We start from the raw sequence: 22,414 nt of genomic DNA, 5'->3' as shown, positions 1-22,414 counted from the left end.
CAGCGGTTTGTCATGGCATTGCAGCGCTACTCAATGTCAAAGATGCTGGCGGTACGTATTTAATTCAAAATAAAAAGATAACTGGATTCTCAAATATTGAAGAGGTCCTAGCTCAACGTGATACCATCGTACCTTTCCATTTACAAAACGAAATTAAAAAACGTGGTGCCATTTATCGCTATGGTCGAGTTCCGTTTACTTCAACACTAGTTGTAGACGGCCGAGTGATTACAGGTCAAAATCCACAATCCCCGTCTCAAGTTGGCGAAGCGGTAAGGAAACAACTATTATAATAAAAAGTAAAAGCACGCATCTTTATCAACTATTTAAGAAGATAAGGACGCGTGCTTTTGTATGCCTCGTTTTAATTGGTTTTACAGTTTTGAAGTGAAGCTTCTAATGTATTGTTTAGTGTTTCGAAAATTTCATCTACCGAATAATTGTAGTCATTTTCAACCCAACGTCTTAAAACTTCAATGACACCACTACTATAAAAATCAGCTAAGATTTCAGGATGCTTACTTTCACGTATCTTCAATGCAAGGGGATCATCATGATTATTCTTTACGCCATATAACATCATTTCACGGCTTGCACGTGTTAAACTTCTGAAAACATCAACTTGTCTGGAAGATACAAGCAAATGCTTAAATACCTTCTTATGTTGTTCTATATAATAGATAAAAGCCTTAAAAGACTCAGAAGTTTTAATTTGTGGCGCTTCATTTGAATCTGTCATAATTTCGCCAGTCATATATTGAGGTAGGGAATAGAGTAAATCATATTTATCTTGGAAATAACGATAAAAGGTACTACGATTAATCTCGGCAACTTCACAAATTTTTTGAACAGTCATTTCATCAAAATGGTAGTCATATAAAAGTTCGAAAACTGTCTGGTTAATATGTCGAATCATACGTTTTTGAGTTGATGTAGGCATATACATTTCTCCTTTTATTATTCTCTATTAAAGGATACTTCACGACTTAGAATATACGTTAATTTATCATAGTTGAATTGCTTTTACCAAATATAAACGACCATTGAATACCTTCATTTAGCATATTCATTATAAAATAAGCTCTAAGACAATTTCTTTAGTGTGCTGTACCTCTCAAAGTTAGATTGTAGTCCAACCTATAGTGGTGCACATTCTAATTAGAAATCATCTTAGAGCTATCATTTTGGATTAATATTCTAGTCTCAACACATTGACTTTATACTACATACTTAATGATCAATACCTTTTAACCATTTATCAACTTTTGTTTCATGGTCATCGACATAATCTTTGGCAACATCTTCAGGATTTTTATTATCTTTAAAGATTTTCTTCGCTAATTGTTCTTCATCATCTTTACTCCAATTGTCAGAGATGCGTGTAGCAATCGTATACGCCGCAGGATGATTTTTTTGGAAGCCTTTATTGAACACTAAGTTAATATGTTCATCATCTTTACCATAAATTTTTTCAGGATCTTTTAACATTTTGATATCGAGCTCTTTGGAGAACCAGCTTGGTTCCATAGCAGTGAAGACGATAGGCTTTTGTTGTTTATAAGCTTTTTGAATCGCTTTAAATTGATCTTGGTCAGACGACTTATGCAAACGATATTGATCTAATTGACCATCGTCTAGTTCATTTTTAGTTTGTTTCATCACGCCATTTCTATCGTCTGTACCTTGAATTGTCCAATCTACAGATTTACCAAAACTTTTACTGCTATTTAAATCTGAAATTGAATCAATATTTCTTTCATATTTAGGAACAGCTAAACCAACTTTTACATTATCTACTAAATTCTTTTTATCATAAACTGTTAATTGACTTTTGAATTTGTTGTAAAAGCTTTTGTCTGTTGATGGAAAGATACCTGAAGTGTGGAATGAATCCGTATCTTGAGAAACGGATGCGTATAGTGGTCCACTCGCTTGAACAGGTGTCGTTGTCACATCGTATCCAGCTTTCTTAAGCACTTCCGCAATCACTAGAGAACGTGGCGTAGAATTGTCGCTTGCGATATAAGGAATAGTGACTTCTTTTTTACCTAGAGATGTATTCCCATCGTCCGATGATCCGCTACCACCATTACCACACGCGCTTAGCACAATAGCTAAGGCGAGAGTGGCAAGTAGTCCTAATACTTTGAAACTACTTTTCTTGAACATTCGGCGTTTCCTCCTTCTTAGTTTTAGTCTCTGTCATTGTCTCTACCTTTATCGACATGTTCTTCATATCTTTCATTAGAGCGACGTTGATAGTCGTCATAAATAGCTTTGTTATTTTCTCGAGCGTATAACATTAATGCATTAAATAACATATCTTGATCATTTGATTCATCAGATAATTGTTTAAATAAATCAGTCGTGCGAGATTCCCTTTCTGAACGTTGCGGTTTCTCTTGGTTACGACGATATGCTTCATCATGTCGAGGTTGACGTTCATATCTTTCATGCGTATCTTCTCGACGATAATGGTGATTGTCTTGAGTATACATAGACTCATAATCTACTTGATTTCGATGGTTGCGTGATTGATTATTGATGTTTGAATCTCCATACTCTGATCTACGATATTGCGAATCATTTTCCGGAAAATGATCTTCACGATAGCTACGACGACCATCATCCAGGCGGACATATCGAGGATAGTCTTCACTCTCATTATGAAAGTCTGTATGGTTGTCACTGTGACGATAATCATAACGTTTATCATCATTGTAGCGATGAGCGTCATGTCTATAACTTTCACCATGATGATCACCATATTGCGTGTCTTCAGCAGCCTTCGTATTTGAATGATCTTGATCTAAAGCTTTACCTTCAATATCAATCTTAGGTAAGACGCTACCTAACCATTTAGGAATGTACCAAGAGCCTTTACCGAATAATTTAGTGAGTGTAGGAATCAATGTCATACGTACAATAAATGCATCGAAGAGGACACCGAATGCGAGTGAAATACCCATTGATTTAATTGCTGAATCTTCTTGGAAGACGAAAGCAATAAATACGCTGAACATAATTAATGCTGCAGCAACGATAACTGGGCCACTTTCTTTGATACCTACGCGAATGGAATGGTCATTATCACCTGTTTTACTATATTCCTCGTGGACGCGTGTCATCAAGAATAGCTCGTAGTCAATTGCTAGACCGAAGAGAAGGCCAATAGTGATAACTGGTAGGAATGCTAATAACGGACCAGTATTTTCAACGCCGAACAAGCCTCCTAAGAAGCCATCTTGCATGACGAGTGTTGTAAATCCGAGTGTCGCTAGTAGAGATAAGACGAAACCGAGTACAGCTTTCAATGGTACTAAGATTGAACGGAATACGAAGACGAGTAGTACAAATGCTAAGAGTACGATAACGCCTGCGAATACTGGAATCGCTTCGTTAAGTTTTTCAGACATATCAATGTTGATTACACTTTGTCCTGAAATTTCTGTATTGAAGTCATATTTTTCTTTGGCTGTTTTATTATAGTCACGTAAATCGTAAACTAAATGATTTGTAGATTGTGCATTTGGACCATCTTCAGGAATCACAGAAATTAACGCATAGTGTTGATTATCATTAAGTTGTGGTGTCGCCACTTTGTCTACATTGTCCATATCTTTAATATCATCTTTGATATTATTTAAGTCTTGTTGAATATCCTTTTTACTGCCGCCATCTTTCGTATTTACGAGCATTACAATTTGACCATTATAGCCCGCACCGAAGTTGTCTGTGATTAAGTTGTACGCTTTATGTGCTGACGTATTATTAGCTTTAAGGCTGTCGTCTGGAATACCTAAACGCATACCACTTATAGGAAGTGCTGCAGCAATTAAAATAAGTAAACTGATAACAATTGCAATCACAGGCTTACCAACAACGAACTTAGCCCATGGATGATCTTTTGGATTTTTACTTTTTTCAGGTTTATCTTTAATCTTGATACGTTTATGGAACACACTGATTAATGCAGGTAAGAGTGTTAATGCAGCTAATACGGCAAATAACACACTAATCGCAGAAGCGAATCCCATAATTGCTAGGAAATCAATGCCTACAAGGGATAGACCGCATACTGCAATCATCACTGTTACCCCTGCGAAAATAACGGCACTGCCTGCAGTACCAACGGCTGTAGCAATAGCCTCAATCGGTTCTAAACCACGTTTACGAACTTCCTTATATCTAAACAGTATAAATAAGGAGTAGTCGATACCAACAGCGAGTCCAATCATGACTGCTAACGTGAGTGTAAAGTTTGGAATGTCGAATACGAATGTAAGTAAAGAGATAATTCCGACACTTGAACTCAAACCAATAATTGCACTCACAATCGGCATACCTGCAGCAATAAGCGAACCGAAAGTGATAAGCAAGATGATAAATGCAGTGACAATACCTACAATTTCAGATGTGCCACCGACTTCAGAGTTCATTGAGCCACCTTGAGTTTGCTCAATTTGAAGGTTATGATCAGCTTTGACATCATCTAATTCTTTATCAATCGTTTTTTTAGAAGAATCTTGCAAGGCTGTTTGGTTAACTACATAGTTAACGGTTGCAATTGCAGTATCTTTATCATCGTTAATTTGATGAGATTCATAAGGATTGCTTACGTTTTGTACGTAATCGTCATCCTGTTTGATATGATCAAGCGCTTTTTCAATATCTTTTTTCGTATCTTTATCTGTGATGCCATTCTTCTTATCGGAATGGAACACAATTTTCATCGAGGCTTTTTGACTATCCTGATGAAATTCTTTAGAAATTTTATCATTTGTATCTAATGATTTTAGGCCATTCATTGTAATGTCATTATCAAATTTAGGTGAGTTAATCATGAGTGGTGTAATGATTACGCCTAGAACAATTAGCCACGCCACAATACTGACCCATTTGTTCTTAGCAATAAATTTGCCTAATTTGTATAAAACTTTTGCCAAGACATTTCCTCCTATTTGTGAATAATTTTTGCAACAGAGTGTGAAATTCTAAAATATTTTAACGCAATTTGAGTGCGAAAAATGAAGATGTTTGAAAGTTACATATACTAATTTAACAATTTTGCAAAGCCCTAAACACCACTATTTAGTGCAAGGTGTGGAAAAATGCAACAGATAGTCAGAATTGTTGTGAATTTTTTGGGAAAATAATGATTTTATAGCGAAGAATTAACGAAATGACCAATCAAACAAAGAAATCCTATTAATAAGAGACATAAACCAGGTACATAGATTTTCTCTCTTAAATCGAGTGAATCAGATTTTGAGACAATGAGACTAACTAATATGAGCGATAAACCAAGAACAGTTAAAATGATAGAAATAACCAACATAGGTAAACCTCCTAGAGTGATTCGTAGATGCGTGGTTGAATAAAATATAGATAATATCTTTTAAAGATTAGACTGACTGATATGCCAATACTTCTCTTTGATTAACGAGGATTTGCTTACTCTTTGCTTCAACAATTTTACTTTGTCGATAAGTTTCATATTTTACGGTTTCATTTGCTTATTCCCGCTTTATACACGAATATTTAAGTAAAGGGGGCGATATTTCAAACAATGTGTGACATATCGTTGTAGAAATATAAATTCTATAAAAGTACGTATTTAAAAAATTTATAAAAGTTTAATATCTATTCACTTTATTCATATATTTACTACAAAAAAATAAGCTAAGTTGAATGTAGAGGTGATAATAAATGAAACATTCATTAATCAAAGTAGGAATGATAACGACTTCTATTTTACTTAGTTGTGGCATTACTAAAAATGTTCAAGCAGCAACGAATCAACCTGACCAATATGAAGTGAAGGTTTATGCAGATAGTCATAAAGTGGTAAAAGACAATCGTCATATTAAACATAGTGTGTTAGAAGCATTAGGTTCTAGTGATGAAGATGAAGATTTTAATGTCCAATATTTAGATGATTCAAACCGCACTAACTATCAAAATAATGTGACATATCGTTTGCGTAAATCTGAAGATGACAATGACCACGAGTTGCAATATAAAAAACGCTATCCGATTTCTAATCATGATGTCTCTCGTGCGATACAACAAGCTAAATCCGAAGGGTATAACGGCGACGAATATGAGGTTGAATTCGGTGAAAATAAAGAAACACTTAGTGTAACTAAAGAGGCAAAAGAAAATTTAAATTTAGAAAAAGATACTATGCCAAATGCACAGGATAGTTTGAAAATATTAAAAGCTCATGCAGAAAAGCCGTATAGTGAAACATTAAATAAAATGAATCAACCAAGCTTAATTGGACCAGTTCATTTTGAGCGTCATAAAGGGAACATTGATGGTAATAAAGTAAAAATTGAAAACTGGGATATTAAAAATCAAAATATTGTAGAAATTTCAGCGAAGGTAAACAATGAAGAGGACGCAAAACGTGTGCAAAGTGCAATTGTTAAGAAATTAGACCAACTCGGCATTCATGAGAAGAAAGATCAACTCAAAACAAATCTTATTTTTGATAATTACTAGACTTGTGAAAGGCGCTTTAATCCCAAGTATAAGTCACACGTTAGAACAACAAATTCGATTCTAGACGAGCGAACTGCATAACTATAATAAAAGCCCTTAAAATGTTTGTTTAAACAAATCTATTTTAAGGGCGTATATGAGACTACCAATCATATATACGTTTCTTTATATTTTGGGACTAGCTCATTTAATTTTGCATCGTTTCCCCCAAAATTCACATTGTATATTAATGAAATAAAGTTTTGAATTACGGGAGTTAAATATAAATCATCACGATAAACAATGGAGATATATCTTGGTTTTGGTCCGTTGGGGACCTTTTTACAAATAATGTCATTACGATGCTGAATCGCACTATGACTTATTAAACTCAAGTATTTAGAATGTTTAATCGTTTCTAGAATACTACTCAAACTATTTGATTGCATACGCGCACGTAGCGAGACTAAATTATCACGTCGCCACTCATCGATACTTTCTCTAGTAGAGCCACCACTATGTATAACAAAATCATATTGCTCTACATCCTTCATAGTTAACTCTTGTTGGTGAGCAAGGGGATGATCTTTATACATGGCCACCATCAATTCATTCTCCATAAAACGCTTAACTTTTAAATCATTTTCATAAAAACCATTTTCAGAGATTACTGCAATTTCAATCTCCCTATTTCTTAATTTCTGAATAATATTTGGAGCTGTATCAACAGTTAAATCAATTTGAATATTTGGATGATGATGCATATAATTTTTGAATGCTTCAGGTAAAATATGATAAACAGGTGCATGACTAGCACCAATTTTTAAAGTTCCACGCTTCGAGGCTTTAAAATCTGCCATGACATCGTTCGTTTCTTGCATTAAGTTTAAGAGCTTGGTTGTATTGCGATATAACAACTCGCCTGCTTCCGTTAATTTAAAATGTTTACCTTTTTTATAATACAAAGGAATGCCATAGTTTTTATTCAAATTTTTCAAATGGAAAGTGACAGTAGGTTGTGTAATATTCATAGATTCAGCCACGGCATTTTCATTTTGAAATTCTACAAATTGCTTAAAAATCATCAACTGCTTCGTATTCAACTTTGCTTCAACCCCCCAAATATAAATTTTCTCTATACATTTATACATATTACATATACTTTTTTGAGTTAGCGTTAACATTTCATTTAATAATTATTAACAATCTTTTTCTATAGTAATAATTGAAAGAGGTGAGGATGTGGTTTTAGAACTCCAAAATATTAAAAAATCATTCGGTTCGAAAACAGTGATTCATGATATTGATTTGACAATTGAAAGTGGCAAATTTGTTTCTTTATTGGGCGCTTCCGGTTGTGGCAAGACAACATTGCTAAGACTGATAGCTGGTTTGGAAACACCAGATTCTGGAAGTATTGTCCATAATCATTGCACATATTATGATTCACGCCAGCATACATATGTTCCACCAGCACAAAGAGATTTAGGGATGGTCTTTCAAGATTTCGCATTGTGGCCACATATGTCAGTCTTTCAAAATGTAGCGTACCCATTGAAAGTTAAGAAAGATACTAAAAATTTGAAAACACGGGTCATGCAAGCATTAAAAGAAGTTCGTTTAGAAGAGCATTATGACAAAGCTATTCATCAACTTTCGGGAGGGCAACAACAGCGTGTTTCATTAGCAAGAGCAATTATTTCACAGTCTCAACTCATATTAATGGATGAGCCTTTATCAGCGCTAGATGCAAGTTTGAGGGAAGATATGCAGATATTAATTCAAAAATTGATAAAAACATATCACATGACTGCTATTTTTGTAACGCATGATCAATATGAGGCCATGAGTATGTCAGATGATGTGGCAGTGATGTCGAATGGACAGATTGTGCAATATGGCACGCCAGAAGAATTATATCACCGTCCTAAGAATAAAGAAGTAGCGACCTTCATAGGAAAGGGAACCTATTTAGAAGGTATCGTCCATAATCAAGTATTAAGCACAAATGAGGGTTTTCAACTTAATCATTCTATCCAAGCTCAAGAAGGGAAATATGGTGTATTAATCCGCCCAGAACATGTCCATATTCAAGAGCATGACCATTCAGAGGCTACACCTGCAACCATTCAAACAGTCAGCTTCACAGGTGAACGTTACCAATACACGGCTACGTCGAATGGTGTGGATATCATGTTTTACGATAGTAAGTATTTTCAAGAGAATGAGACGATTCATTTAACTTTCGATATTCCTGAAAATTATTTCATAAAAATGGGGGACACTAAACATGAAGAAGTTCACTAAATACATTTTAATTTTAATTGCGACTGTAGTTGTATTAGCAGCATGCCAAAATAAACCAGAAAATGGCGACAAAGGAAGTAACGATTCAAAATCGAGTTCAAATGACGGAAACAATAAAGACAAACTCGTTTTATACGCAGCAGGTCCTGACAACTTAGTTAATGATATGGTGAAACAATTTGAGAAGCAAACCGGTAAAAAAGTTCAAGTTTTCCAAGGTACGACAGGTGAAATTCTAGGACGTTTAGAAGCTGAAAAAGATAATCCTAAAGCTGATGTTGTACAACTTGCATCACTACCAGCAGCTTTAGATTATAAGAAAAAAGGGATTAATTGAACCGTATAAAGTTAAAAATCATAAAAAGTTATATAAAGATTGGATAGACAAAGATGGTTACTACTACGGTTTTAGTGGAAGTGCTTTAGGTCTATCTTATAATACTAAAAATGTCAAACATCCACCTGAAGACGATAAAGATTTAACGAAAGCGACATATAAAGATAAAATTGCGGTTCCAGATCCTTCAGAATCAGGGACAGCTTTAGATTTATTATCAATCAAAGTTAATAATGAAGGTAATAAAGCTTGGGATGAATATAAAGATTTGAAAAAGAATGGCATGAAATTAGCAGGCGCGAATAAACCAGCATTAGAGTCTGTTATCAAAGGAGAAAATGACGTCGTTTATGGCGGAGTAGATTATATGGTGTACGCCGCTAAAGCAAAAGGAGAACCGGTAGATATTAAATATCCTAAGTCAGGTACAGCTATTTCACCACGCCCTGCATTTATTTTAAAATCTTCAAAACATAAAGATTTAGCTAAAAAATACATGGATTATGTCACAAGTTCAAAAGGTCAAAAACAAGTCGATGATCATTACCTTATTCCAGCAGACCAATCAGCTGAAAAGAAAAAAGGTAAAGCAAAACGTAAAGATATTAAGGAATATAAATACGATTGGAATAATTTAAGCGATAAAAGTGAAAAAGTATTGAAAAAATTCACGGAATTGATGAGATAATATGCGACAAGCAGCGACAATCAAACGTTTAAACCAAGTGTTAGCACTGATTGTACTTTTCCTGCTCATCATCTTACCTTTATGTTTAATACTTTTTAAAGGGTTTGCGCCAGGAGAAGGTGGCACATTTGGTGAACACATACAACAGCTAGGAGAACAGTATCATCTTAAAATACTTTGGAATTCAGTTATATTAGGTGTTTCAGTCGTTATTTTATGTACGGTTATAGCACTACCGCTCAGTTACATCATGACTAAAACGTCACTCGCAAAATATCAATGGTTAGATTTAATCATTATGATTCCATTTATGACACCACCTTATATTGGATCAATGGGTTGGATGCTGACCATGCAGAGAAATGGGCTGTTAGACCAACTCAGCCCCATTTTCTCCCATATCACACCGTATTTCTTTAGTTTCTTTGGGATGGTCTTGATCATGAGTTGCCACCTGACACCATTTTTATATGTTATCTTGAAAAATGCACTTATGAATATCCATCAGTCACAAGAAGAGGTAGCCGAAATATATGGTGGTACGTTCTTTTACCGATTCAGAAAAATCATCGCACCACTTTTTGCTTCAGGTTATAGCATGGGCGCGCTCCTTATTTTTGTAAAAACAATAGGAGAATTTGGTACACCAGTCACAATGGGTAACAAAATTGGCTTTCAAGTACTTACATCTGAAATTCATCATAGTGCTTCGATATGGCCGATTGATTTTCAAAGGGCAGCATTGTTATCAACACTATTATTAGCAGTAAGCATGACAGTGTGGGCGTTACAACAATGGTTCCAATCACGTAATAATATAAGTTCTAATTCAGGAAAAGGGCATAAAGTAAAGGTGCATCAACGTAGTAAATGGGACATACTTTGTTATGTCTTCGTAGCATGTGAAGTGTTTGTTACAATTATTCTACCTTACGCGAGTATCTTCATGAGTGCGTTTATGAAACAACTTTCATCAGGATTTCATCTAAATAATTTCACTCTTGATAATTTTATTCATGTCATTTCAGGTAATGGTGGCATTGCTTTATTCAACAGCATCATGTTGGCTACAATTTCTGCTACGCTTGCAAGTGTCATTGGATTGTGGGTCGTTCTAATTACTCGAAAGCGTCATCGTTTAGGACGTTTAATTGACTTTTCAAGTTTACTACCAAATACTGTGCCTGGCATTATAGTGGTGATTGGTCTTATACTATTCTGGAATAATAAATTTAATCCATTGCCAATCTATAATACAATCTCTATATTAGTGGTTGCTTATACAGTACTCTATATTCCTTATGCAGTTCAGAATATAAGGACAGTTGATCAACAACTAAGTAAAAATCTTATTGAAGCGGCTGAAATTTCAGGAAGTAAAGGTTGGACATTGTTTAGAACAATTACATTACCTTTATTAAGACCAGGCATCGTTTCAGGATGGATACTCATCTTTTGTATATCAATGCGAGAACTTGTAGCTTCACTCATGTTAAGACCACCGAACACGGATACATCTTCAACTTTTATTTACAGACAGTTCGAACAAGGTGATTCCGCACAGGGTATGGCTATGGCATTGTTATCTATAGGTATAACTTCAATTATTTTAATCATATTAGAGACATATCAAAGGAAGAAAAAGATTTAAAGCGAAAGTAGTAGTGAGAGGAGCGTGAAAAAGACATGTCTAAAAGATTATTAGTAGCATCAGATATTCATGGACATGGTAAATCTTTATCACATTTGCTTAAAGCGGCTCACTATGATGACAGTAAAGATCAACTTGTTCTTATCGGAGATTATGTAAATAATGGACCAGATTCTATAGGCACATTGAAATTAATTAAACAACTAGTGAAGAATGGTGCTATTGCATTAGTGGGCAATCATGAGTTGAGATGGCTAGAACGTACAGATAAACGGGCTACTGAATGGCATCACTTTATCAATCAACTCCCATATTATAAAGTGATAGATCAATACATCTTCGTACATGCGGGTATTGATACAAGTAAATCGATGCGCAAACAATCAAGAGCAGTGGTAACAGGCCATACTCCAGGAAATTTAAATCAATATTTACCAAGAAACAAAGTTGTGATTCATGGTCATATTCCTAATTATCGGTTAGGTTATAAAAAGGATCATATCCATATTGAACACAACATCATAGATATAGACACTGGTGCAGGTCATAATCAATACTTAACATTACTAGATTTAACGTCTCAAAGACAATATTCTGTTAAGGTATCTGATAAGGATGCTATAATCCAAGAGCGTCGTATTAAATTGAAATAGGATGCCTAGATATTATTGCAAAATGAAATGTTAAGTGTTATAATACATTTATAAAATATCTAGCATATAGGTTAAACACCGAATCCCCTTACTATCACCAGTAGTAAGGGGATTTTTAATGGTGTGGCTTTATCGTCTTTTCTTATTGCGATTACGTAGCCAATGTGTATGGTTCTTGCACATACGCGATAATGAATGTAGCTTACGCTTTATTTATATCTAAATTATTGTGCTGTTACTTCTAATTGAACGTCGATATTACCACGTGTTGCTTTAGAGTAAGGGCAAAATTGATGTGCTTGTTCTACGTATTTTTCCGCATCTTCTTGTGAGATGTTTTCAAGTGTCACTTTAATATCTGCAGCAAGTTTGAAACCATTATCAGTTTCATCTTTAATCAATTCAATTGTAATTTCTACTTCAGGATTCGCATCGTTTACTTTGTTTTGAGATAGAATCAATGATAAAGCACTGTTGAAACAAGCACTATATCCGGCCGCAAATAATTGTTCAGGGTTCGTATCATTGCCGCCTTGACCGCCCATTTCTTTAGGTGTTACAAGGTTTTGAACAAACGTATTGTCTGGGCTAAATACTCGACCGTCACGGCCACCATTTGAAATCATTGTAGTAGTATAGAGAGGTTTTGTCATTTTGAAAAACTCCTTAATCACTTTAGATTACACTTGATTAGATATAAACGTTAACTAATCAAGGTTACATCGAAGTATAATAGTTATTAACTTCTAATTACAAGTAATATGTATTTATATTTAATTAATTTTTTAAATAATCTACAAAAATCAAAAAGAGTTTATTAAAAATGAGAAGTGTATCTTTCTGTGAAATGTTATATAATGGCATTGAATTTAAAATTGGGAAATCTAATAGAAAAGGAGAGTGGAAGAGAATGAAACAGACACGAAAGCATCAATTTGGCGTGTATGTAAAAATGTCATGTTCCGTATTACTTATGAGTGGAACATTGATTGGCTATGGGCTTACAAAAGATACTCAAGCAGATTCAACCGAAACGCCAACGCATCATTATCAATCCCCAAATGAGTCACTTAGTCATCGTATTGAACAAGCGAAAAAAGACCTTAATCAATTAAAATCATTGACTAAAGAAGACTTAGACAATTATCAAACACGTATAGACAAAGCTAAAGATAAGTCAAATATTGATGAAATTATTGAAGATGCTAAACAACGTAATGATCAATTAGAAAGTTCAAATCCATCTGCTACTGATGATAAAAATATTGATTCAGAAACAACTAAGGAGTTAGATCAATTTCTAACAGAATTAAATGATAAATCTGATAAAGTTGATAGCCCTCAACAAAAAAGAGCTGCAGATACCCATAAAGATGAAGATGGTCGTTCAAATCATGCAGAAAATGCTAATGATAGTATTGCTGATGACGAAGACTTATCAGAAAAGACGCAAAAAAATACGGATGACAATGCTGATGATCAAACCATTTTCAGTAAATTAGATAAGATTAAAGAAGATGTCAATTCAGCTGAATCAGAGGATCAATCGACATCAAAAAATACAGAACATAAACCATCTAATGATTCTAAAAATGTGTCATCAGAAGATAAAGGTCACTTAGAAAAGGCACATTCTGATTTCGATAACTTAAAGTCTTCAATTAACGATGATACCCCTAACGTTGATAAAAAGATTGGTACAATTACTGAGCATTTAAAAGGTAGCGATAAAATTACACATGCACTTGCAAAAGCTCAGTCACAACATAACGATATAAATAACTATTTAAATCAAAAGCAAACGAATTTAAACGTACTTAAGAAAAAAGTGAAAAAAATCAAAAACTACCTGAAAGAAATAAAGATAAACTCAATAATGAAATTGAAAAAGCACAGCAAAAACTAAATAGACAACAAAATATCATATTGGATCAGCTTAAAAATTCAAAAGATAAAGCACAAGCTACGAAAAATATACTCAATAGTGTCATGAGTAAAAATGAAGCTGACAATGCTCTGAAGCAAATTAAAACTAGTAAGCAATCAGATAAACAAATTGCTAACCAAATCGCAAAACAAATGGATTCATTAGCGACAACCTCAAGTGATGATATTTTGAAATCGATGTTAGATCAATCTAAAGATAAAGAAAAATTAATCAAACAACTGATGTCAACAAGACTAGGTCAAAATGAAGCATCTAAGATTGCGAAAAAATTAGCACATAGTCACCTAAGCAATACTCAAATTGTTAACCAACTTAAGCGTGACTTTGATAAAAAAGGCAATGCAACATCAGATGATATTCTAAATGGAGTATTAAATAACGCTAAAAATAAAAAAGAAGCTATTGAAACAATATTAGCCACACGCTTGAATCAAGAGAAAGCTAAAATGTTAGCAGAAGTCATTTCACGTTTACAAAATGATAAGTCAGATGCTTTGAAACTAATTCAATCTGCACTTAATGGTAAAGTGAACGACTTATTACAACTTCAGAAGCAAGTTCATAAAGGGAAGAATGATTTGGATTATATCTTATCACCAATAAAAGACAGACCATCATTGCTAGATAGAATTCATGGAAACCAACACCATAATAATCAACTCGCTGATTTATTAAATCAAATATCTGATTTGACTAAAGGCCCAAGTCTATTCGATAGATTAAATTCTAAAGGTTCTCTATTAGATGGCGTAAATAACATTGATACACCAACACCTGAGAATGGTTTATCTTTAGGTTCAGGAAATAGTTTGTTAAGTGGTCTATTTAATGATGATGGTAATATTTCTTTACCAGCTACAGGAAAAATAGTTAAACGAAGTGCCTTACCAATAGCAATTGTTGCTCTAATAGTAGGAATAATGTTTATTTGGAAGAGCCGTCGTAAGCACAAACATACGAAATAGTTTATAAATAAGTCACCCGGACGTCTTAATTTTTATTAAACGGTCAGGTGACTTTTTAATTAAGTAAATAATTGGAGAAATATAATGGAATAACGTTATAATATTTAAACTGTTCATGAAAATAATTAAAGGAGTATGACTATGACGAATCAAACAGCACTTTTAGTAATGGATATGCAAAAAGGTATTGCGCATAATGTACCACAAATCAATAGTTTAATTAAGGCTAACCAACGTGCCATTGCTGCTGCTCGTGAACATCATATACCAGTGGTCTTCATGCGTGTTGCTTTAGAGAAAAATTTCGCAGATGTTTCCCCAAACAATCGCGTATTCTCAAGTTTTAAACAACGTGGCATCAATATGACAGAGAACGATGAATTCGCACAAATCATTGACGAATTAGAACCCGCTGAAGACGAACCGATATTAACGAAACGTCGCTTTAGTGCTTTTACAGGTAGCGGTTTAGAAGTGTTTTTGCAAGCGAATCGTATTAATCACCTTGTATTGACTGGTATTTCAACAAGTGGTGTTGTTTTAAGTACAGCGCTTGAGGCAGCAGATAAAGATTTCCAAATAACTGTACTTGAAGATGCAATTGGAGATCGTTCAAAAGATAAACATGATTTTATTATAGAACAAATTTTAACACGTTCTTGCGAAATAGAATCCGTAGAATCGTGGAGAAATCATCTATAAATTTACAACCAAACTCAAGATAAGTATGTTCTTTATATGATTTAGAGGACGTACTTGGGAGCGGGACAGAAATATAATTTAGCAAAATTATTTTCGTTGTCCCTCTCCCAACTTGCATTGTTTGTAGAATTTCTTTTTTTTGTAGAATTTCTTAAAAAGAAATTCTCTGTGTTGGGGCCCCGCCGGCAAGGATGGCTAGGATTGAAAGAAGCTTGATATAAGCGCACTTTCAATTCAGACATCTACTGCCAATATGTTTAAGAAAGTTGAGACAATGAATTCTACTGTCCTCACGTTTGGTATATTTTATAAATGAAAGGGAGAGGATGTATGACCTTATCTAAAATTAAACTTCAAGAAAAAGACTATCCCAAAGCATTAGACATTTGGGAACGCTCAGTCATTGCTACACATGATTTTTTAAAAGAGAATGATAGATTACAACTTCAAACTGAAATACCTACTTATTTTCAATACGTTGAAGGTCACTTATGGTTTGAAGGTGAAGAAGCGGTTGGGTTTTCCGGAATTAATGAGTCTAACTTAGAAATGTTATTTTTAGATCCCAAATATTTTAGAAAAGGTTACGGAACGGAAATACTTCAAACTTTAATCAGTGAACATAAAATTCAATATGTAGATGTGAATAAAGATAATCCTAATGCTGTAGCATTTTATATTAAAAATGGGTTTAAAAAGTATGGAGAATCTCCAAAAGATGCACAAGGAAGAAATTATCCTATTTTGCATCTTAAACTGTAGTGAAAAAGCATAATTTCAATTACTTATTTTTTCCATTCCATTAATAGCTCTGTATGATTTGTTTTATCAATACTTGAATCAATGGTTACAAAGTCTAACCGTTTATAGAAACGAACAGCTCTCGTATTTTGAGCAAATACTTTTAATGTAAGTTCATTGTATTCAGACTGCAAATGTTTCATGAGAGCATGTCCGATTCCTTTGTCTCTATATTCTTCTTTAACAAATAATCCAGCGATATAATTATTTCGTAATCCACAAAATGCGACAATTTGATTATTATTCTTATACACATATATATCTGAGTCTTTTAAATAAGTGAGGACGTTACTATAGTTGTCTATCCAATAAAAACTATCAATGAAAGTATGTGTATCTAAATTAGCATTAAGCCAAATATTTCCTAATGTTTTTAGTGTTTTTCTATTTTTCTTTTTTAAATGTTCTATCATTGATTTTACCCACTTTACTCAATTGATTTTGTTTACCTTTAACTAATGAAAAAGGCAATTTCTATAATCATTCAATAGAAATTGCCTTTTTGTACTAACTCGAGAGCTTAATGTCCCGATCCAACCTTTCTCATACATTATTTCCCTTGAATATAATCTAAATCTACAGCGTCAGCAGCATCAATAGTTCTGTAAGAAATGACACCTAGACCTTTAACATTAGATTCTGAAATAACGATAGAACCGTCATCGTTTACCTTTTCAACGAAAGCGACATGACCATATTGTGTGTCTGCGCCAAGTTGACCAGCTTCGAAGACAACAGCGGTATGATTTTTAGGTGAATGTGTAACAGAATAGCCTTCGCTTTCAGCACGATTATTCCAATTGTGCGCATCACCTAAATTGCCATCAAGTGAAGCATCATATTGTTGCATACGATTGTATACATACCAAGTACATTGTCCTTGAGGATAAGGGGAAGCCTTACTACTCTCTACGAAAGGTTTGAAGTCACTTCCAGACGTATCCGTACCAATTGACTTAGTATATTTCTTAAGATTTGGCATACGTTTTTTATCAAATTCAGTTAAATTGTAATGTTTAATGATGCTATTTAACTTCTTAGCATAATCAGGATCGGTCGCATAAGAATGTGATAAATGTGAAGTCGCATCCTTATACGTTAATGCTTCATCTTTCCATGTTGGTTTATAAATGTCTGGGTTACCATCAATACCATGCTTAATTAAATCAGCATAATCTTGAAGTGAAGATTTCAAATTAGGATATTTACGGAACCCTGCATTTATATTAAACATCTGATTATCAGTACCAGCTTCTAATGTATTAAAGTTAACAGATTGTCCATTATAATTCCCTTTAACACCGAATAAATTAAAGTTTGGTGATTGTGCTAAAGTACTTTTACCAGAGTCAGATTCTAAAATCGCTTGTGCCATCATAACTGAAGCGTAGATATTTTCTTTTTGACCAATTCTATGCGCATGTTTAGCTATAGATTTAATAAATTGACGTGTATCTTGACTGTCTACCACATTGAAATTATCTTCCTCAACTTGACCATCTTCTAATTGAGGAATTTGTTGGAATAAACTTGTAGAACGCGTATTATTTTGTTTTACATTGTCCTCAAATGATTGAACAGGCTTAGATTTGTGTTTTAACTCATCATTTGTAGGTAATTGTGGATTCTCATTATGAGATGATTTAGAGTTTGTCGATGCTTTATGGCTTGCATCTTTATTTTGTTTATAGTTTGACTGAGTTTTCTTCGCATCTTCACTATATTCGTCTAGAATAGCATCCAATGCTGAGTCGGACATACTTGAACCTTTGTTCTGTCCTTCAGATTGAGATGGTTGAGTTTGTTTTGAATTTTGATGTTGCGACTGAGTTGGTGATTGTTGTGATGTATCTTTATTTGAATGTCTTTGTTGAGAAGAAGGGTCCTTTTTACCATCTTCTTTTTCCCATTGTGATAATGCATCGCTTACTTTTGAATCATCTGATTCTACATTTGAGGCTGAATTGCTATTATGTTGCGTCTGAGTTTTAGATTGTAATGATGGCTTGTCTTCAGTCGTTCTGTTAGATGTTGTATTTTGTTTCGGTGCTGATGTGTCGTTAGAAGTAGAGGAAGCATTGCTATTGGAATCGTTTTGTGACGTTGTCGTTGAATGATTTGATTGTGTGTCCGGTTGTTCATAATTTGAAATATCAGAGTCAAAGTTAAATAGATTTTGGATTAACGTTGTTAAGCTAAAGCTTTGATCATATTTATCACTTTTCAAAAGGTTCGACATTTTAGATTGGCTTTGCGAAATATTATTATAAAATGAATCGACTAAATTTGTATCGTCACGTTTATTTTTATCAGTCACTGCCGTTGTAGTTTGATGTGATTGAGAAGATGTTGAAGGTTTATCATTTCTAGAATTATCTTTTTTATCTTGTTTCTTTGAAGATGGGTTATCACGCTTATCGTCTTGTTGATTCTTAGCCGTGTTAGTTGTTTTATCTTCATTTGACTGCGTATGATGTTGCGTCACATTTGACTTTGAACGTGTGGCATCTGAGTCATCTTTTGCAATGGCTGTCTGCGTTGTAAATGTGGGCATAATCAGGGTCGTGGACAGTAAATAAATTAATAATTTGTTTTTAGACATCTCATTCTTTCTCCCTCTAAAATTTTTGATTTAGGTGTGATAATAATTGAGAATTTGGTATAATCTAACTTATGACTTATATTGTTGACATGTATCAACGAAACGTAATGCGCCTTAATACATTTATTATACAAACCTTCCTTATAAAAATAAATTAATTTCTCAAAGATGTTATAAAATAATGTTAGTGTGATGTTAATTATCTAATGTAATGGGGCATTTTTAAGAGAATAGAACATAAGCCTTACGAAAATAATCAATATAGAAAACAATTAATATAAAAGATCTTCTTAATAGGAGAGTGACTATGAAGAACGCACTAAAACTCTTTATCACAGATTTGAAAAGGGTAGCAAAAACACCAGGAGTATGGATTATCTTGATAGGTTTAGCTATTCTTCCTTCATTCTACGCGTGGTTCAACTTATGGGCGATGTGGGACCCATATGGCAATACCGGACATATCAAAGTAGCGGTAGTCAATGAGGACAGTGGGGATAAAATCATAGGTAAAAAAATTAATGTTGGCGATTCAATGGTGAAATCGTTAAAGAAAAATGACAGCTTTGATTGGCAATTCGTCAGTCGAGAGAAAGCGGATCATGAAATTAAAATGGGTAAATACTATGCTGGAATATACATACCAAGCAAATTCACGCATGAAATCACTGGCACACTAAGAAAGCATCCTCAAAAAGCAGACGTCAACTTCAAAGTGAACCAAAAAATAAATGCCGTAGCAGCTAAACTTACCGATACGGGGTCATCACTTGTTGTTGAAAAGGCCAATGAACAATTTAATAAAACTGTGACGCAAGCACTGTTAAGTGAAGCAAATAAAGTTGGACTGACATTAGAAGATAACGTTCCGACTATAAATAAGATTAAAAATGCAGTCTATCAAGCCAACAATGCTTTACCAAAGATTAATGAATTTGCAGATAAAGTAATTTATCTTAATAATCATCAAGACGAGCTAGATAATTATGCCAATAAATTTAGGGATTTAGGTAAGTATAAAGACAATATTACTGATGCACAAGATAAATTAAATGCAGTAAATGCAGCAGTGCCAGCGCTCAACGAAAGAGCGAAATTAATCTTAGCACTAAATGATTACATGCCAAATATCGAACGTCTTCTCAATGTAGCAGCTAATGACGTGCCTAACCAATTTCCTAAGATAAATAAAGGCGTTAATATTGCAAGTCAAGGCATTGATGTGGCAAATGATCAATTGACAGATGCCCAAGGTTATCTCACGCAAGCGAAGCAGCGTGTTAAAGACTATCAAGATGCTGCCGGTAGAGCACAAGACGTGAATGGGGCAGTAAACAATGATTTAAGAAATCAACAATCTACAGCACAACAAAGTGCCAATCAGACACATAAAGACGCAGGTAGAAGTTACTCAAATATGCATACAAGCCAAGTGAGTACAAACGGAGATGCTTCGCCTAAAGGTGACACTGTACTATCGGACAATGACGTTAAGTCTATGAACACAGCACTCACAGAATCTCTATTATCGTTATCAAATCAGACTGATAAACAAGCTCAGGCCACACAACAGGATATTAAAGCATTGAAGAATATAGCCTATGGTATTATCGCGTCAGATAAACCGACACAGTTTAAAGAGCCATTGGATAATGTTAAATCTCGTTTGGAAAATGCCACAAAATATAATCAACAAATGATAGATATCCTTTCAGAATTAGAAAAAAGTGAGCATGTAGATTTATCAAAAGAAATTAAACAAATTAAGCAAGCGAATAATCAAATTAATGATAGCCTGCGCAAAACAAATCAACTGATTGACGCACTATCAAATGGAAGTTCAGGTCAATCAGAAGCGGTCAAAGTGTTACGTAGTTTACCGAAATTAAATAGCAATCTCGATGCGTTCCGCTCATATATTAAAAAGGAACTCAATCAAAAGTTATTATCTGTGTCCAACGAAATTACAGACCAATTGAATAAAGGTCAAAATACGTTATCTACCATCCAATCAAAACTTAATACAATTAACCAAGTTATCACTGCAGGTCAAGACATCTTAAGTAAAGGGAAAGAACGAATTGACACGATTCAAAGTGCGTTACCAGGCATCGAACAAACATATATTAACGCAATGCGAACAGCTCAAGATTACTTCCCAACAGTGAAGAAAGATGTCGCACAAGCCGCTGATTTCGTTCGTAATGACTTACCACAATTAGAACAAGAATTGGCGAATGTGACGCAATCTGTGAACCAAAACTTACCAGCGTTATTCAATCGTTATGACACCGCCGTTAATTTATTAAATGAGAATCAACCTCGTGCGAAAGAAGGTTTAGCTTCTCTAGCAAACTTCGCGGAGAATAAACTGCCCGATGTTGAAAAGGACTTGAAAAAAGCAGACAAAGTATTTAAGAAGCTAGATAAAGATGACGCAGTAGATAAATTGATCGATACCTTGAAGAATGACTTGAAAAAACAAGCCGATACCATCGCTAACCCTATCAATAAGAAAACAACAGATGTCTTCCCAGTTAAAGACTACGGTTCAGGTATGACACCGTTCTATACAGCATTGTCAATCTGGGTAGGCGGATTATTGATGGTAAGCTTACTAAGTGTCGACAATAAGCATGAACATTTACGACCTATATTGACGAAGAGACAGATATATCTCGGTAAAGCAGGATTCTTCTTCATGTTAGGTGTGATTCAAGCACTGATTGTATCAATTGGTGACTTAGTCATTTTAAAAGCAGCAGTAGAATCGCCAGTATTATTCGTATCTATTGCTGTGTTTAGTTCACTAGTATTTAACTCGATTATATATACATGTGTATCAATGTTAGGAAATCCGGGTAAAGCCGTTGCAATTATCTTGTTAGTGTTACAAATTGCAGGCGGGGGAGGAACATTCCCAATTCAAACAGCACCTCAATTCTTCCAAACGATTTCACCATATTTACCGTTCACCTATGCGATTGATGCATTACGTGAAACAGTTGGTGGCATAGTACCAGAAATTTTAATTACTAAAGTTGTGGTATTAACGTTATTTGGTTTAGGATTTATTATCTTTGGTGTTTGTATGAAACCTGTGATGGATCCGCTTATGCGTAAAATTGCTAAACGAGCAGCAGAAAGTAAAGTAACTGAATAAGACATGCGAAATCCCCTCGAATTGTACCGTTCAATTCGAGGGGATTTTTTAATAATTACTTTTATTTTTATCAATACTTCACTTCGTATTGATTAGCTCCCTTGCCACGGG

Annotated in this window: 16 protein-coding genes and 3 pseudogenes; 11 read left to right on the top strand and 8 right to left on the bottom strand. The window is 34.2% G+C overall.

Annotation, left to right across the window (positions count from 1 at the left end):
- Positions 1-293, top strand: a pseudogene (locus HMPREF3264_RS11805) (type 1 glutamine amidotransferase domain-containing protein); the annotation flags it as partial.
- Positions 294-364: 71 nt separating this feature from the next.
- On the opposite strand, the gene HMPREF3264_RS11800 reads toward HMPREF3264_RS11805, so the two are convergent.
- The 4 genes and pseudogenes from HMPREF3264_RS11800 to HMPREF3264_RS12825 form a co-directional block, all read right to left on the bottom strand.
- Positions 365-940, bottom strand: coding sequence for a TetR/AcrR family transcriptional regulator (locus tag HMPREF3264_RS11800; protein ID WP_070873432.1), 576 nt, complete (start codon positions 938-940; stop codon positions 365-367).
- 290 nt (positions 941-1,230) lie between these two features.
- Positions 1,231-2,169: a glycine betaine ABC transporter substrate-binding protein gene (locus HMPREF3264_RS11795; RefSeq protein ID WP_070873431.1), complete on the bottom strand. Its 939-nt coding sequence runs from the start codon at positions 2,167-2,169 to the stop codon at positions 1,231-1,233.
- A 631-nt stretch (positions 2,170-2,800) separates the two neighbouring features.
- Positions 2,801-4,946, bottom strand: a pseudogene (locus HMPREF3264_RS11790) (MMPL family transporter); the annotation flags it as partial.
- 215 nt (positions 4,947-5,161) lie between these two features.
- Positions 5,162-5,338 (bottom strand): hypothetical protein, encoded by a 177-nt coding sequence (locus tag HMPREF3264_RS12825; protein WP_170080885.1) that lies wholly within the window; start codon positions 5,336-5,338, stop codon positions 5,162-5,164.
- A gap of 371 nt (positions 5,339-5,709) precedes the next feature.
- Here HMPREF3264_RS12825 and HMPREF3264_RS11785 point away from each other — a divergent pair, with 371 nt between their 5' ends.
- A complete protein-coding gene (locus tag HMPREF3264_RS11785; protein WP_070873429.1) occupies positions 5,710-6,507 on the top strand; it encodes a hypothetical protein in 798 nt (265 codons plus the stop codon).
- A 149-nt stretch (positions 6,508-6,656) separates the two neighbouring features.
- Here HMPREF3264_RS11785 and HMPREF3264_RS11780 read toward each other — a convergent pair whose 3' ends face one another.
- Positions 6,657-7,589 (bottom strand): LysR family transcriptional regulator, encoded by a 933-nt coding sequence (locus HMPREF3264_RS11780; RefSeq protein ID WP_070873428.1) that lies wholly within the window; start codon positions 7,587-7,589, stop codon positions 6,657-6,659.
- Positions 7,590-7,728: 139 nt separating this feature from the next.
- Here HMPREF3264_RS11780 and HMPREF3264_RS11775 point away from each other — a divergent pair, with 139 nt between their 5' ends.
- The 4 genes and pseudogenes from HMPREF3264_RS11775 (at position 7,729) to HMPREF3264_RS11760 (ending at position 12,122) form a co-directional block, all read left to right on the top strand.
- The gene (locus HMPREF3264_RS11775; RefSeq protein WP_044466605.1) at positions 7,729-8,793 is read left to right on the top strand and encodes an ABC transporter ATP-binding protein; all 1,065 of its coding nucleotides are present in this window, start codon (positions 7,729-7,731) and stop codon (positions 8,791-8,793) included.
- Positions 8,777-9,818 (top strand): annotated as a pseudogene (locus HMPREF3264_RS13165) (extracellular solute-binding protein). Before HMPREF3264_RS11775 ends, HMPREF3264_RS13165 begins: the two are co-directional and overlap by 17 nt.
- Before the next feature lies 1 nt (position 9,819).
- Positions 9,820-11,469 (top strand): ABC transporter permease, encoded by a 1,650-nt coding sequence (locus HMPREF3264_RS11765; protein WP_070873427.1) that lies wholly within the window; start codon positions 9,820-9,822, stop codon positions 11,467-11,469.
- Between the two features lie 35 nt (positions 11,470-11,504).
- Positions 11,505-12,122: a metallophosphoesterase gene (locus tag HMPREF3264_RS11760; RefSeq protein WP_002444652.1), complete on the top strand. Its 618-nt coding sequence runs from the start codon at positions 11,505-11,507 to the stop codon at positions 12,120-12,122.
- 224 nt (positions 12,123-12,346) lie between these two features.
- Here the strand turns inward: HMPREF3264_RS11760 and HMPREF3264_RS11755 are convergent, their stop codons facing one another.
- Positions 12,347-12,775 carry an organic hydroperoxide resistance protein gene (locus HMPREF3264_RS11755; RefSeq protein ID WP_070873426.1) on the bottom strand — a complete coding sequence of 143 codons (429 nt, stop codon included), beginning with the start codon at positions 12,773-12,775 and terminating at the stop codon, positions 12,347-12,349.
- A gap of 257 nt (positions 12,776-13,032) precedes the next feature.
- On the opposite strand from HMPREF3264_RS11755, the gene HMPREF3264_RS13030 reads away from it, so the two are divergent.
- From HMPREF3264_RS13030 to HMPREF3264_RS11740, 4 genes are all read left to right on the top strand, one after another.
- Positions 13,033-14,028, top strand: coding sequence for a hypothetical protein (locus HMPREF3264_RS13030; protein WP_256323991.1), 996 nt, complete (start codon positions 13,033-13,035; stop codon positions 14,026-14,028).
- A 20-nt stretch (positions 14,029-14,048) separates the two neighbouring features.
- Positions 14,049-15,035, top strand: a complete 987-nt coding sequence (locus HMPREF3264_RS13025; RefSeq protein WP_256323990.1) for a hypothetical protein — start codon at positions 14,049-14,051, stop codon at positions 15,033-15,035.
- A gap of 141 nt (positions 15,036-15,176) precedes the next feature.
- Positions 15,177-15,737 (top strand): cysteine hydrolase family protein, encoded by a 561-nt coding sequence (locus HMPREF3264_RS11745; RefSeq protein WP_049401859.1) that lies wholly within the window; start codon positions 15,177-15,179, stop codon positions 15,735-15,737.
- Between the two features lie 330 nt (positions 15,738-16,067).
- On the top strand, positions 16,068-16,499 hold the full coding sequence (locus HMPREF3264_RS11740) for a GNAT family N-acetyltransferase (protein ID WP_070873425.1): 432 nt from the start codon (positions 16,068-16,070) through the stop codon (positions 16,497-16,499).
- A 23-nt stretch (positions 16,500-16,522) separates the two neighbouring features.
- Here the strand turns inward: HMPREF3264_RS11740 and HMPREF3264_RS11735 are convergent, their stop codons facing one another.
- Complete coding sequence (locus HMPREF3264_RS11735) at positions 16,523-16,951, bottom strand: GNAT family N-acetyltransferase (protein WP_070833316.1); 429 nt, start codon at positions 16,949-16,951, stop codon at positions 16,523-16,525.
- Positions 16,952-17,088: 137 nt separating this feature from the next.
- Positions 17,089-19,140, bottom strand: a complete 2,052-nt coding sequence (locus HMPREF3264_RS11730; protein ID WP_070873424.1) for an amidase domain-containing protein — start codon at positions 19,138-19,140, stop codon at positions 17,089-17,091.
- 307 nt (positions 19,141-19,447) lie between these two features.
- Between HMPREF3264_RS11730 and HMPREF3264_RS11725 the strand changes: the two genes are divergently transcribed.
- Positions 19,448-22,303: a YhgE/Pip domain-containing protein gene (locus tag HMPREF3264_RS11725; RefSeq protein ID WP_070873423.1), complete on the top strand. Its 2,856-nt coding sequence runs from the start codon at positions 19,448-19,450 to the stop codon at positions 22,301-22,303.
- Positions 22,304-22,414: the final 111 nt, after the last annotated feature.

Source organism: Staphylococcus sp. HMSC62A08, from assembly GCF_001839105.1.
Classification (GTDB): Bacteria; Bacillota; Bacilli; order Staphylococcales; family Staphylococcaceae; genus Staphylococcus; species Staphylococcus caprae.
This window is presented reverse-complemented; position numbering and strand designations above follow the sequence as displayed.

Bases quoted from the DNA above. Each gene is read 5' to 3' on its own strand.
- HMPREF3264_RS11800 (WP_070873432.1), bottom strand. From the start codon at position 940: ATGCCTACATCAACTCAAAAACGTATGATTCGACATATTAACCAGACA.
- HMPREF3264_RS11785 (WP_070873429.1), top strand. From the start codon at position 5,710: ATGAAACATTCATTAATCAAAGTAGGAATGATAACGACTTCTATTTTA.
- HMPREF3264_RS11755 (WP_070873426.1), bottom strand. From the start codon at position 12,775: ATGACAAAACCTCTCTATACTACTACAATGATTTCAAATGGTGGCCGT.
- HMPREF3264_RS11735 (WP_070833316.1), bottom strand. From the start codon at position 16,951: ATGATAGAACATTTAAAAAAGAAAAATAGAAAAACACTAAAAACATTA.
- HMPREF3264_RS13030 (WP_256323991.1), top strand. From the start codon at position 13,033: ATGAAACAGACACGAAAGCATCAATTTGGCGTGTATGTAAAAATGTCA.
- HMPREF3264_RS11765 (WP_070873427.1), top strand. From the start codon at position 9,820: ATGCGACAAGCAGCGACAATCAAACGTTTAAACCAAGTGTTAGCACTG.
- HMPREF3264_RS11745 (WP_049401859.1), top strand. From the start codon at position 15,177: ATGACGAATCAAACAGCACTTTTAGTAATGGATATGCAAAAAGGTATT.
- HMPREF3264_RS12825 (WP_170080885.1), bottom strand. From the start codon at position 5,338: ATGTTGGTTATTTCTATCATTTTAACTGTTCTTGGTTTATCGCTCATA.
- HMPREF3264_RS11740 (WP_070873425.1), top strand. From the start codon at position 16,068: ATGACCTTATCTAAAATTAAACTTCAAGAAAAAGACTATCCCAAAGCA.
- HMPREF3264_RS11760 (WP_002444652.1), top strand. From the start codon at position 11,505: ATGTCTAAAAGATTATTAGTAGCATCAGATATTCATGGACATGGTAAA.
- HMPREF3264_RS11795 (WP_070873431.1), bottom strand. From the start codon at position 2,169: ATGTTCAAGAAAAGTAGTTTCAAAGTATTAGGACTACTTGCCACTCTC.
- HMPREF3264_RS11730 (WP_070873424.1), bottom strand. From the start codon at position 19,140: ATGTCTAAAAACAAATTATTAATTTATTTACTGTCCACGACCCTGATT.
- HMPREF3264_RS11725 (WP_070873423.1), top strand. From the start codon at position 19,448: ATGAAGAACGCACTAAAACTCTTTATCACAGATTTGAAAAGGGTAGCA.